This is a genomic window from Streptomyces qaidamensis (assembly GCF_001611795.1).
Classification (GTDB): domain Bacteria; phylum Actinomycetota; class Actinomycetes; order Streptomycetales; family Streptomycetaceae; genus Streptomyces; species Streptomyces qaidamensis.
Genome location: NZ_CP015098.1, coordinates 932,689 through 946,055, shown reverse-complemented (window position 1 = coordinate 946,055; position 13,367 = coordinate 932,689). Strand labels below are relative to the sequence as shown.

Sequence of the window (13,367 nt, the reverse complement as noted above, 5' to 3'; positions counted from 1 at the left end):
CCGTATGTGGGGGTGGACGTTCCGATGACCGCATTGACGATCACGTCCGACATCGACGCCATGGGGGAACGGGCCTCCCGGACCAAGGCCACCGCCACGGCCCGGATCGCCGGTGTCGGCACGGCGAACAGCGAACACTCCTATTCACAGACGGAGTTGCTCGACCACTTCGCCATCGGGGACCCCAAGGTCCGGTCGGTCTTCCTCAACAGCGCCATCGACCGGCGCTATCTCACCCTCCCTGAAGTGGACTCCGACGGCGCCCTGATCGAGGAGAGCCAGGGCGAACTGCTCGCCAAGCACCAGCGGATGGCGCTCGACATGGGCGCCCGCGCCGTACACGCCTGCCTCGAGGACTCGGGCCTCGACCTGGCGGACATCGACTACCTGTGCTGCGTGACCACCACCGGCTTCCTCACCCCGGGGCTGAGCGCCCTGCTCATCCGTGAGATGGGCATCTCGCCGCGCACCAGCCGGGTCGACGTGGTGGGCATGGGCTGCAACGCCGGCCTCAACGCCCTCAACGCCGTGAACGGCTGGTCCGTCGCCAACCCCGGCAAGGTCGCCGTCGCGCTCTGCGTGGAGGCGTGCTCCGCCGCGTACGTCATCGACTCGACCCTGCGCACCGCCGTGGTGAACAGTCTCTTCGGGGACGGCGCGGCCGCGGTCGCCCTGATCACCGACACCGAGGACACCGCCCACGGCGCCCCCGACCCGGGGACCGAGTCCGGCAGCCCCCGCATCCTCTCCTTCGCCAGCCACCTCATCACCGACGCGATCGACGCGATGCGCTTCGACTGGGACGACTCCCAGGGCAAGTTCAGCTTCTTCCTGGACCCCCAGGTCCCGTACGTGGTGGGCGCGAACACGGAGCAGATCATCGGCCGCCTGCTGGACGGCGCGGGTCTGCGCCGCAGCGACATCAGCCACTGGCTGGTGCACTCGGGCGGCAAGAAGGTCATCGACGCGGTCCGGGTCAACCTGGGCCTGACCCGGCACGACGTGCGCCACACGGTCGATGTCCTGCGCGACTACGGCAACCTGTCGAGCGGCTCCTTCCTGTTCTCCTACGAACGGCTGCTCCAGGAGCGAGTGACCCGGTCCGGGGACTACGGCGTCCTCATGGTCATGGGACCCGGTTCGACCATCGAGGCTGCGCTGGTGCAGTGGTGACGGAGACGAAGATGACAGACGCGACCCCGACAGACGCGACGAAGGACTCCGCCCTCCCCGTCGGCCTCGCGGACGCGGGGGACCACGTCCTGCTGCGCATCGACGGCCGGCAGGCGCTCTCCGCGGAGACCGTCGCGGCCGTCGCCGCGGCCTGCGACCAGGCGGAGGACCAGGGCGGGCGCGCCAAGGTGATCGTGCGGGTGTCCGGCGCGCCCGAGGGGCCCCGGGCGCGCGACCTGACCGTGTCGCTGGTCAACAAGTGGGAGCAGGTGCTGCGCCGTCTGGAGCGGCTGCCCGCGGCCACCTTCGCCGTCGCCGACGGCGACTGCGGGGGACTGGCCCTGGACGCCTTCCTCGCCGCGGACTACCGCATCGCGACGCGCTCGGCCCGCCTGATGGTGCCGGTGGAGGACGGTGCGACCTGGCCGGGCATGGCTCTCTTCCGGCTCGCGAAGCACGGCTCGACCGGCACGATCAGGCGGGCCGTGCTCTTCGGCACGCCCGTCGAGGCGACCGACGGGCTGGCCGTGAACCTCGTGGACGAGGTGGTCGACGACCCGGCGAAGGCCGTGGCCGTCGCAGTGGAGCGGTCGGGCGCCGTCGCCGGGACCGAACTGGCCATCCGGCGCCAGTTGCTGCTGGACGCGCCCACGACGAGCTTCGAGGAGGCCCTCGGCGTCCACCTCGCGGCGTGCGACCGCGCGCTGCGCCGTGCCGCGGTGGCGGGAGGCCGGTCGTGAACCTCACCGAACCCGTGGAAGCCGGAGCCGGCGGACAGGACGAGCTTCGGGCGGTGTGCGGCGGGCTGGCGCACGCGCGGATCGCCCTCGCGAAGGCCGCCGCGCGCGCCGACGAGGTCATCGCGGCCCTGCCGGAACCGGCACGGCGTTCATCCGCCCAGCGCGCGGCCGCGGCGGCCGCGCGGTCCGAGGTGCGGGAGCTGCGCGCCGCCTTCCTCGGCGTGCACGCCGACGCCGTCTACGACGAGCTGACCGGCGGCCGCACGCGCTACCTGCGGGTCGCCGAGCTGGCCGACGGCGCGGCGGCGGCCTTCTCCGGCCTGGTGCCGACCCCCGGACAGCTGGCGACGGAACGCTCCCGGCCGCAGGCGGAGAAGGAAGGGGACGAGATCGACCAGGGCCTCTTCTTCCGGGCGGTCCTGCGCTCGCCGGCCGCGGGTGCGCATCTGCTCGACGCGATGCTGCGTCCTACCCCGAGGGCGCTCGGCCTGCTGCCGGAGTTCCTGCGCACCGGCACGGCGGACCTGGGCTCGGTGCGCCTGGAGCGGACGGAGGGAGCGGCGCGTCTGACGATGTGCCGTGACGACTGTCTGAACGCCGAGGACGACCAGCAGATCGACGACATGGAGACGGCGGTCGATCTCGCGCTGCTCGACCCGGCGGTGGAGGTCTGTCTGCTGCGGGGCGGGGAGATGACGCATCCCCGGTACCGGGGCAGGCGGGTCTTCAGCGCGGGCGTGAACCTCAAGACGCTGCACGGTGGCGGGATCTCGCTCGTCGACTTCCTGCTGCGTCGGGAGCTCGGGTATATTCACAAGATTCTTCGCGGCGTGCTGACCGGGAACGCTCCGGGCGGACTGCCGGCCATGGTGGAGAAGCCGTGGGTGGCGGCCGTGGACACCTTCGCGATCGGCGGCGGGGCTCAGATCCTGCTGGTGTTCGACTGCGTACTCGCCGCGTCGGACGCCTACTTCAGCCTTCCGGCCGCCAAGGAGGGCATCATCCCGGGGGCGTCGAACTTCCGTCTGGGCAGGGCCGTCGGCCCGCGCCTGGCCCGGCAGCTCATTCTCGGCGGCCGTCGGCTGCGGGCGAGCGAGCCGGAGGCGCGTCTCGTCTTCGACGAGGTGCACGAGACCGAGGCGCTGGACGAGGCCGTCGAGGCGGCGCTGCGCCGGCTGCGGGGTTCCTCGGTCCTCGCCAACCGGCGGATGCTGAACCTTGCGGAGGAATCCCAGATCGAGTTCCAGTCATATATGGCCGATTTCGCGCTCCAGCAATCGTTTCGCCTGTACAGCCCCGATGTCATCGACAAGGTGGGGCGATTCGCCGCTTCCGGCTGATGGCTGGAGCGGTGCTTGCATGACGCGAAGCAGCAGTTGAACACTCTTGCCATCCGGCCGGTATCGCGACGGTGCCCGGGTTGCGGCCGAACGCCGGCGCATACCGGCCGGTCGGCATCGACTGCTGCGACTGATGTGACGGGTTTTCAGCTGGGGAATGTTGAATCGTCCCGTAGACATGGCGGGGCCGGAAAGCGACGATGGTAAAGAACGGCACGGCAGACAGAAGTGTTACGGGGGGCCGAGATCGTGGTGCTCTGTGCTGCCCTCCCGCAGGTTCCAGGACGCATGATGGCACCGACGCGTTGGAACGGTCGGGGGTGGGGTCGGGAACGGCAAGTCAGGTGCTCGGCGAACGGTATTTGGATCGCCATTCGAGTCGACTCGAATGGCGGACTCTGAATCGGAACCGGATTAGGTGAATGCCTTGATTCAGTCAGTTCGCACGCTCAAACCTTACTCGCACAACGTTGCTGGCGAGGGTGACGGGGATCCGTGGAAACCCTCTGATCGTCACGGGAATACTTCCCTGATGTCGATCGAATTACTCCTTCCCGGAGAGTCTCCGCGTTCGGAAGGGCTGGACGAGGAGCACATAGCCAGACTAGCGGAGATCGACACACCGATCCCCGCGATCCTCGTGGATCGCCGCACCATGCGGGTGATCGACGGGATGCACCGCCTCATGGCCGCGAAACTGCGAGGCCATGAGCTGATCCAGGTCGAGCTGTTCGACGGAACGCCGGAAGAAGCGTTCCTGCGGGCGGTGGAGGTGAACGTCTCCCACGGCCTTCCGCTGACCCTGGCCGACCGGCGGGCCGCCGCCGGCCGCATCATCGCCTCCCACCCGCAGATGTCGGACCGGGCGATCGCCCGGGCGGCCGGCCTCGGCGCCAAGGCGGTCGCGACGATACGGCGCCGCGTGGCCGACGCGCTGCCCCAGCTCAGTGCCCGCATCGGCAGGGACGGCAAGACGCGTCCGCTCAGTAGCGTGGACGGCCGGCTGAGGGCCGCCGAACTGATCGCCGAACGACCGGAGGCGTCGCTGCGCGAGGTGGCCCGCCTCGCCGGCATCTCTCCCGCGACCGTCAGCGACGTCCGCAAGCGGCTCGAGTCGGGCCTGCCCCCGGTGGTGGAGCCGGTCCGTGCCCCCGAAGCTCCCGCGGGCCCGCCCACGGCGGCCGACGCCGGCGACCGGCGCGTCGAGCCCAAGCGGAACCAGCTCCCGGCGGACCCTGCCGCCGCCCTGGAGAAGCTGCTGAGGGACCCCTCGCTCCGGCACAAGGAGGGCGGACGCCAGCTGCTCCGGCTGCTGCAGCAGCAGAACGCGGTGGCGACGCGCGCGGGCGAGGACCTCATGGAGGCCGTACCGAGCCACTGCGGGAGCCTCGTACTGGACCTGGCCCGGTACTACGCGGACACGTGGACGGACCTCGCGAAGCAGCTGAACGAGCGTGTGCGCCAGGAGAACCGGCGCGGTTTCGGTGGGTGACATGCTGGCGGCCGGAGCATGACCGGGACGGCGGCGTTCGAGGCCGCGCGACAGGAAATCGCCTACGCGTTCGAAAATACAGCCTTCTTCCGAAAGCACATGGAGGACAACGGCCTCCATCCGGCCGATATCAAGGACGCGGACGACTTCCTGCGGATACCTCCCACCGCGAAGCCGGACTACCGGCGCCACTTCCCCGCGGGGGTGCTCGCCAAGGGGTACACCCTCAACTCGCCCCGCGTGATGCGCTTCCAGAGCTCGGGAACGTCCGGAGATCGCCTCAACAGCGCCATCCTCTCCTACGATCTGGCGCGGCGGCAGGCGACGGCCCTCGCGGTCAACCGTCGGTTCGACGACCTCTGGCGCCCCGGCAGCAGGCCCAGGACGTGCCGGTTCGCCCCGCCGAACTGCTCGGACGTGGAGTGCGCGACGGGACTGTCGACCCTGGAGGACCGGACGCTTCCGGACGGCACCGTGGTGCTGTCCGTGGCCCACGACCTGATGGCGACTCCGGAATGGCAGATCGTCAAGGCGCTGGACGAACTGGAGATCTGCGAGCCCGACCTGCTGCTGGTGGACTCCACGCACTTCGCCTTCCTGACCAGGTGGGCGCGGCGGCTCGGACGGCGGATCAGCTCGCCGCGCACCCTGCACCTGGTGAGCGGCTACACCCTCATGACGCGGGTGGCGCGGCGTGAGATCGACGCGTTCCTGGGTGCGGACATGCCCGTCGGCGACATGATCGGCATGTCCGAGCTGGGCTACCTGGGGTTCGAGTGCCACAAGGGACGCCGGCACATCAACGACCAGGACTTCTACCTGGAGTTCGTCCGGGACGGCCGGGCCGTCGAGCTCGGCACCATGGGCGAGCTGTACGTCACCACGCTGGACGACACGCTGGTGCCGCGCATCCGGTACGCCACCGGGGACTACTTCACCCCGCTGGGGGACGCGTGCGACTGCGGCAGCGACCTGCCGGTGGTACGGATCGAGGGCAGGGCCACGCAGGCGGTGCGCCTGCGGAGCGGGCGCACCGTCTCGCCGGGCGCCGTGGACGCGGTGGTCGGCGACGCGCCCTGGATGGACCTCTACAAGCTGGAACAGGACCCGACGGGTGCGTGCACCTTCCGGTACGTCGCCAACTCCGCCGAACAGGCGGGGGACGCGCCGGCACTCGAAACCCGCCTGTCCGAGGCCCTGGAACCGAACCCGGTCCGCGTCGAGGCGGTCGACTACATAGCGTGCGAGCGCAGCGGGAAGTTCCAGGCATGCGTGTCCCATCTCTCCGCGGAAGGCGCGTGGTGACCGTGAAGGAACCCTGCCGGGACGATTTTCCGGCGCTGGGACGGGAGATAGACGGACGCGGGATCTCGTACCTGGACAACGGGGCCACGACCCTGAAGCCGCGCTCGGTCATCCAGGCGGTCTGCGGGTACTACGAGTCCAACGGCGCGAACATCCACCGGGGCAAGCACCGGCTCTCCGAGGAGGCGTCCGACGCCTACGAGTCCTCCCGCACGGTGATCGCCCGGCACATCGGAGCGGCGGCGAACGAGGTGGTCCTGCTGAGGAACACCAGCGAGGCGCTGAACCTCGTCGCCGCCGGTCTGGACCTGGCCCCGGGCGCCCGCGTCGTGGGCTGCCTGGACGCGCACCACTCCCAGCTGCTGCCGTGGCGCAGGGTCGGACACCTCGACCTGGCACGGGTGGACGCGCACGGCCGCCTCGACCGCGACCACTTCCGGAAGCTGCTGAGCGACCCGCCCGAGGTGGTCGTGCTCACGCACTGCTCCAACGTCACCGGTGTCGTCCATCCGGTGCGCGAACTGGTGGCCGAGGTCCGTGCCGCGTGCGACGCGACGATCGTGCTCGACGCCGCGCAGTCCCTGCCCCACGGGCGCCTCAACGTGCGCGACCTGGACGTCGACTTCATGGCGTTCTCGATGCACAAGATGCTGGGCCCCACCGGGGTCGGCTGCCTCTTCGGCCGCAGCGAGCGGCTCGCGGCGCTGCGCCCCCTGACGGTCGGCGGGGGGATGGTCGACTGGGTCGACCTCGACGGCAGCGTGGACCGGCGCATCCCCTTCCGGTTCGAGACGGGGACCCCGGCCGTCGCCTCCGTCATCGGCTCCGCCGCGGCGATCCGCTACCTCGAGGAACTCGACCCGGACAAGCGCCACCGGCGCGAACAGGACCTCTGCGCGGCCCTCGTCGACGGAGCGCTCGCGCGACCCGCCCTGACCCTGATCGGCCCCCCGGACCACACCGACCGCATCGCGCTCGCCTCCCTCCGCCTGGACGCGGCCGCCCCCGCAGGCGAGGTCGCCCGCCTGCTGAGCGACTCCTACGGTTACATGGTTCGCAGCGGCCACATGTGCGCCCAGCCCGTCGTCACCGAACTCGCCGGCGGCGAGGTCCTCCGCGTCTCGGCCTACCTGTACAACGAGGTCCCCGAGATCGAGGGCTTCTACCAGGCCCTCGACGAACTCCTGACCTGGCTGGCACCCCCCACCGGCGGCTAGGGCCCGTCGTCACATTCCCGTTCGAGGGCTCGGTCGGTAGGAGATCAGGCCGCGCTCCGGTGATCCGAGGCGAGGGCGTTCGGCTGCGTGCCCCCGAGCTGCCGGCGATGCCTCTCGAACCGAGCGGAAGGGCTCGCCGACCTGAGCAGACGGCTGGGTGCGCGAAGGATTGTCGGCACCATGCCGGGGCACCGCCCGCCCTGTTGCCCGAGCGGTGCCCCGACACGTTCTGGTCAGACGCGGCGGCGGGTGAAGCGCTGGTTGGGGTTGCCGTTGTAGGTGTACTGGGAGATGCGTCCGCCGTCGGCGGTCGAGTACTCCCAGACATCCAACGCCAGGCCGGTCTGCCGGTTGACGAGGCTGACCACGCCACCGCCGTGGTCGACCACGCGCCACTGCTGGCCGGTGGCGCCGGTGTCGGCCTGCTGCTGGACGACGTCCGCGCCGTTCGCGGTGCCCGTGGGCTGGAGGAACAGGCCGCTGTGCATGGCCTTGACGCGGACGTGGCCGGCGCCGGCGTCGACGAACTCGAACTGCTGGTTGGGGCGACTGTTGGTGGTCCGCTGGACGAGCCCTGCGCCGGCGGCGGTGGAGGCCCCGTTGATCTCGGCGGCCTTGCCGCTGTGCTGGGCCACCAGGCTGTAGGGGCCGGGGCCGCTGGGCGATTCGCCCAGCTGAGCCTCCCACCTGGTGTTGGACCCGGACGCGTCGGCCGGGAGGCGGTCCCGTGCCGCGGTGTCGCCGTACATGGTCCAGCGGGCCCAGTCGACGACGGTCCTCGGGAAGCGCTGGTCGCTCCAGAAGCTGGTGTGGCTGCCGCCGACGAAGGTGAGGAACGCCTTCGGCCAGGTCATCTCCGAGTACGCCTGCCGGGCTGAGGAGTACGACGTGGTCGAGTCCCGGTCGCCGTGCACGAACAGGACCTTGGCGTTGACGGAGGAGGACGGGTTGCCCATGTCCACGCAGGACTGGGGGTTGGCGGAGACGATCCGGCTGTCGGGCCAGGAGGTCAGCAGACCGTGGGTGACCATGCCGCCCAGGGAGTGGCCCGAGACGCCGACGCCGATGCCGGTGTTGATGTGCCCGGCCAGCGGTCCGCTCGCGTTGAGCGCGAGGGTGTTGGTGAGGATCTGCGAGACGTCCTTGGAGGTGTTGCCGTTGTTGACGTCGTTGAAGTTGTGGTTGAAGTGCGGGGCGGGGACGACGAAGCCCGCCGAGGCCAGGGCCCGGATGATGAACAGGGAGTTCTGCGGGCTGCTTCCGTAGCCGTGGGTCATGTTGTACACGGGGAAGACCCCGCCTGCGACCGGGGCGTCCGTCACCGGGTTGCCGCCGGCGGTGCCGGTGGCCGGGTAGTAGACGTAGGTGGTGCACGGGCGGCTGCCGCGGGTCCAGTTGTACCGGCGCACGCCGACTGCGAACGGCGTGGTCGGCGCGGTGTCCAGCGGCCCGGCGGCGGCCGGGGCCTGGCCTGTCCCCATCAGGGACAGGCCCACGCCTGTCGCTCCGGCCGCGCTCATGCGGAGGAATGTCCGTCGTTGCATGGTCATGGATGCTCCTTGGGTGCAGAGATGTATGTAGCGATCGGCGTTCGGCTGGGCACGCGGCGCGAGAGCGGGTGCTCCTGTCACCCGCGAGGTGCGGCAGGAACGTTGCGGTGTGTCAGGCGAGCCACCGGCGGTCGGGGAGGCCGTTCGGGCCGAGGACGCCCTGGTTCTCCCTGGGCGTTGCGCAGTTGTCGGTGTCGGCCCGGCCCCAGCCGTTGCGTCGGACCCACGCGGCAGGTGGCGCCCCCGTAGCCGACCTCGCTCGCACGGGCGCTGCGGGCCTCCTCTTCCTCAGCTCGGCGATGGAGGCCATGAGGTGGTCAAGTCGTGTCCGCCGCGTCCGGACACGACGTCGATGACCGCCGTGACCGGTCCTTTGCCGGTCGTCCCGGTGACTGTCACCTCGCCCGGCCTGCCGGTCGCGCCAGGTGGCAACGGCTGCCACCGGACGGGGACACGGGTGGTCGCGCTGTCGGCGGTGGTGAGCATGCGGATGGAGGAAGGCAGCCTCGGGGCGGCACCCACCACGGTGGCGGTGTAGACGGTGTCCTGGAGGATGTGCTTGGCGCGGCTGGCGTTGAAAACGTTGATGGACGCGTGCGGCTCCCATGTGTTCGCCAGCCCGGGCACGGCCCGGAACATGGGCTGGTAGCCGGCAGGCTCCCACACCAGGACACCTGAACCTCGGTTGTCGATCACGTCGTTGGCGGCCTGGAACGCCCTCCGGATCGCGTCCGCCTGCCCCTGAATGGTTCGCGGGTACGGCGAGTTGGGCAACGGAGAGCCATCGCCCCCCGAGGCGGGGTAGGCGGTTTCGGCGATGTCGATCTCGTAGCCGGGATAGGTGGTGGCCATGGTGTTCAGGTTGTGATCCAGCGCCTCGGGCGTACCGTGCCACTCCGGGTAGTACGAGATGGCCAGCACATCAGGGTTCTGGCCCTTTGCCTTCACCCGGGTGAGGAACTGGTTCCAGAACTCCATGGTTTTGGCGAGCTTGTCCCTGTCGACGATCACGTGTATCTCGACCTTGGATGCCGGTGACGCGTCGCGGACGGCCTTGATACCGGCCGCTGCCAGGGTGGTGAACCGGTCCCACGCCTGGTCGTAGAGCTTCCGCTCCGCCGGGTCGGTCGACCGCCAGTACTTCCACAGCAGGCCACCGCCGGGCTTCGACTGGTAGACATCGGCCTGGTCGACGAAGTACGGCGGACTCGTCGTGCCGATGTGGGCCGCCTCGCTGCCGTACATGAAACCATTGATGATCTCGTTGCCGACGGCCACCTTCTCGGGCGTGGTGCCCTGCCGGATCAACCGCTTCACATAGTCGGCAGTGAAGTCGTACACGGCCCGGGACAGGTCCGCGAACCCCAGCTCGGCCCAGGCACGGGGTTTGGGTTGCTTGCTCGGGTCCGCCCATGAGTCCGCATAGTGGAAGTCGATCCCCAGGCCCATGCCCCGCTGCTTGATCCGCTTCGCCGAGACCAGTGAGCGCTCCGGGCCCTGGCGCGGGACCAACGTCGGTTGGCCGGTGCTCTCGCTGCGCGGCTCGTTGAAGATCCGCAGCCGGGTGTGCTGCATGCCGCGGTCCTTGGCCACGTCGAGCAGGTGCGGCCCGGCACCGCGGTCTTCGGCCAGGGGGTCGACCCAGTACTGCTGGTCCTGGACGTCGTCCATCCAGGACAGATCGGCGCCGAGGGTGAGGTCCTCGCGCAGGTAGTTGAAGACCTGGAGCTCGCTGACCCCGGCCCGGGCACGGCCCGGCCCTCCCGTGAAGGTCAGCCGGACGAAGCGCGTGGCCGGCCGGGTGAACAGGTGCACCTCCCCTCGCGACACGGATCGGTTGTGGGACCTGTCGGTGATGGTCTTCCACCGGCGGCCGTCGGATGAAGCCTCGACGACGTACCGGTAGGCCACGCCACGGTCCGGGAACACCACCTTGACCTTGCGCAGGTTGTCGTAGGTTCCACCGAGGTCGACGGTGAGCCACTGCCGGGCGTCGGCCCGACCGGGTTGCCAGGACGTCGTCGGGTCTCCGTCGATGGCCAGTCCGGCGTCCGACGAGCCGTCGCCGGCTGTCGCCGAGGCCCAGTCCTTGGCGGCGATATTGCTTTCGATCGGCTTGATGTCCGCGGTCCCGAAGGTCGCATGGGCCGGCGTGGGCACCATGAGTAACGTCGCGGACACCATGGTGACCAACGTCGTCGTGCCCGCGATGACGCGGGGCAGACGCTTGCTGCTCATGTCCTTCTCCTGACGATGTGACGTACCTGCGCCACGTGCTGTTTGCACGCTGTCGGCTGTCGTTCTCATGTGGCATTGCTCGTTGCGGAGCGCACCGTGGTCACGCCGGTGCCGTGGTCTCAAGGACGCGACCCCGCAGCCTCTGCCGGTCGAAGAGACCGGCAAAGGGTGGGATGTCAGCCGGTCGCGGCAGCGGCATCGAGGTAGTCGATGTTGGGTAGTCCGGCTGCCGTGGTCGGATCCAGCCGGATGGTGTTGCTGCCGGCGTTCAGCGGAACGGTCACGGTCTTGGTCGTCCACGTCGTCCACGCGCCGGTGGACTCGAACGAAACCGTTCCCACCGTGGATCCGTTGACGACCAGGTTCGCCGGCCTCGCGCCGCTCGTGGAGCCATTGGCGAACCGGACCGCCACCGTCGCCGTACCAGCGGCCTGCGGGGTCACCGTGAACTGCGCGTAGGCCCCCGCGGCGGCCGTGCCGTTGCAGAACCCGGTACCGGAATAGCCCGCTTGGTTCGAGTCGATCGTGCCCTGGCACACCGCCGGCGCGGTCTCCGCCTCGTAACGCTGTCCCGACGGCGCGTCGGCAGAGGTCTTGACCAGTGAGAGCTGGTCGACGGTGACGCCGCCCGAACCCGACGCCCGCACGGTGACGGTGGCGGTCCCGCCGGGCAGCGCTATGCCGGTGAGCTCGCGTTTGGCCCAGCCGCTCGACGACGGGATGCCGAGGGTGCGTTGGCTGCCGTCGGCGCCGGTGATCACGACCTGTCCGGCGCTGCCCCGAGCGTGCAGGGACAGGGTGTAGGTGCCTGTGGGCACCGACTCGATCCGCTGCTCGACGCCGCCGCTGTTGCTCACCTGGAGAGCGAAGCGAGAGCCGTTCACACCACCGTTGACGTTGGTCACCGAACCGCCGAGGTTCCGCCATCCCCGCACACTGGAGACGATGATGCGGTCGGCCTGGATGTCCGGGTTGAGGATGTAGTTGTTCGCCGGCCCGACACGCCACTGTCCGGTGGTGGCGTTGAACTGCCACTGGCTCACCGAGTGGAACTGTGGCCTCGCGCCGGTCTTGGTGATCGGCACCCACTGGTTGTACCCGATGCCGTTCCAGGCGAAGTCGGCCCAGCGGTCGCCGGCGTAGATCACCGTGTTCTGCTTGGTGCCGTTGACCGTCACGAAGAACCCGGTCTGGGTCACGTGGCTGTAGTCCATCTCGGTGCCGGCAAGGACGTACTCGCTGCTGTAGGAGCCCTGGACGTTGCTGCTGGTCGACTCATTGACGTAGTTGACCGAGGTGTTCCAGCCGTGCAGGTCCGACGCCGCGTGGTAGTACTTGCCGTCGAGCTTGAACATGGCGTTGCCCTCGCGGCCGGCGCCGCGGCGGATCTCCACGCCTGGCTCGATCCGCAGCGAGTCGGACTCCCGGAACTTGGCCACGAAGCCGCGCGAGCGTCCTTCGCGGTTGGAGAAGATCAGGTAGTCCTTGCCGTTGTCGTCGGTGAAGACGGTCTGATCCCCGGTGCCGGTCGTGGGCGAGTTGGTGATCTGGGTCTGGAAGTAGCCGTAGTCGAAGGTGTCGGTGGGTGAGTCGCCCTGCAGCAGCAGAACGCCGTGCCCGCCCCTGCCCGTGTGCCACATCTGCACAGCGAGCACGTACTTGCCGGTGTTCTCGTTGTACGAGACGCCGAGCCGCCCGACCCAGCCCGCACCACCCAGGTTGGCGCCGCTGCCCACGCCGGTGGAACGCGTCGCGACGCGGTTCTCGAACTTCCAGTTCACCAAGTCCTTGGACGAGTACACGGGGATCGAGACGAAGCTGACGTTGCCGTCGTACTTCCTCGTCGGATTGGCCCGGTAGAGCTCGGCGCCGGTGTAGTGCACGCCGTACCAGTAGTAGGTGTCGCCGAACTTGAAGACCCCACCGCCCTGCGAATAGATGGGGTTGCCGCTGGTGTCGTTCCAGAACGTGTTGTTCGTGATGGTCTGGAACGTGCCCTCGTCAGCGGCCTCCAGATCGGCGGCGGCGGTCATCAGTGCCGTCTTCGCGGCGGCGACCTCCGACGTGGTGGCCGACGTGTCGCCGGCGACATCGGCCGCGGCGGTCAACGCCTTGGCGAAGGGCTTCCAGGAGTCAGCCGTGTACTTCGACGGAGTCCGGGTCCGGTACTCGGACACCAGGTACTCTAGGCCGCGATCCACCGCCGGTGCGACCGCGGCACCCTGGTCCTGGAGCGCCGTTGCCGACGCCTTCATGGCCGGTGTCTTCGTTGCAGGTGTCTCCGCCGCAGCGGTGCTCGACGAGAGCGGGGC

Annotated in this window: 9 protein-coding genes; 6 read left to right on the top strand and 3 right to left on the bottom strand. The window is 69.6% G+C overall.

All coding sequences use genetic code 11. The features are described 5' to 3' along the window. Nucleotides 1-60: 60 nt before the first annotated feature. The 6 genes from dpgA (at nt 61) to A4E84_RS04165 (ending at nt 7,267) form a co-directional block, all read left to right on the top strand. Entirely contained in the window at nt 61-1,173 is a 1,113-nt protein-coding gene (gene dpgA, locus A4E84_RS04190) for a 3,5-dihydroxyphenylacetyl-CoA synthase DpgA (RefSeq protein WP_062931296.1), read from the top strand. Nucleotides 1,174-1,184: 11 nt separating this feature from the next. Then, a complete protein-coding gene (dpgB, locus tag A4E84_RS04185; RefSeq protein WP_237304823.1) occupies nt 1,185-1,913 on the top strand; it encodes an enoyl-CoA-hydratase DpgB in 729 nt (242 codons plus the stop codon). A gap of 53 nt (nt 1,914-1,966) precedes the next feature. Next, on the top strand, nt 1,967-3,253 hold the full coding sequence (gene dpgC, locus A4E84_RS04180) for a (3,5-dihydroxyphenyl)acetyl-CoA 1,2-dioxygenase DpgC (RefSeq protein WP_062931294.1): 1,287 nt from the start codon (nt 1,967-1,969) through the stop codon (nt 3,251-3,253). A gap of 532 nt (nt 3,254-3,785) precedes the next feature. Continuing rightward, on the top strand, nt 3,786-4,745 hold the full coding sequence (locus A4E84_RS04175; protein WP_107308261.1) for a ParB/RepB/Spo0J family partition protein: 960 nt from the start codon (nt 3,786-3,788) through the stop codon (nt 4,743-4,745). 18 nt (nt 4,746-4,763) lie between these two features. Further along, on the top strand, nt 4,764-6,050 hold the full coding sequence (locus A4E84_RS04170) for a phenylacetate--CoA ligase family protein (RefSeq protein WP_062925235.1): 1,287 nt from the start codon (nt 4,764-4,766) through the stop codon (nt 6,048-6,050). Beyond that, nucleotides 6,047-7,267, top strand: coding sequence for an aminotransferase class V-fold PLP-dependent enzyme (locus A4E84_RS04165; RefSeq protein WP_213084204.1), 1,221 nt, complete (start codon nt 6,047-6,049; stop codon nt 7,265-7,267). Before A4E84_RS04170 ends, A4E84_RS04165 begins: the two co-directional genes overlap by 4 nt. Nucleotides 7,268-7,500: 233 nt before the next feature. Here A4E84_RS04165 and A4E84_RS04160 read toward each other — a convergent pair whose 3' ends face one another. The 3 genes from A4E84_RS04160 to A4E84_RS45655 form a co-directional block, all read right to left on the bottom strand. After that, on the bottom strand, nt 7,501-8,817 hold the full coding sequence (locus A4E84_RS04160; protein WP_062925233.1) for an RICIN domain-containing protein: 1,317 nt from the start codon (nt 8,815-8,817) through the stop codon (nt 7,501-7,503). A 288-nt stretch (nt 8,818-9,105) separates the two neighbouring features. After that, nucleotides 9,106-11,055 (bottom strand): glycosyl hydrolase 53 family protein, encoded by a 1,950-nt coding sequence (locus A4E84_RS04155; RefSeq protein WP_062925232.1) that lies wholly within the window; start codon nt 11,053-11,055, stop codon nt 9,106-9,108. A gap of 176 nt (nt 11,056-11,231) precedes the next feature. Continuing rightward, entirely contained in the window at nt 11,232-13,310 is a 2,079-nt protein-coding gene (locus A4E84_RS45655) for a family 43 glycosylhydrolase (RefSeq protein WP_062925231.1), read from the bottom strand. Nucleotides 13,311-13,367: the final 57 nt, after the last annotated feature.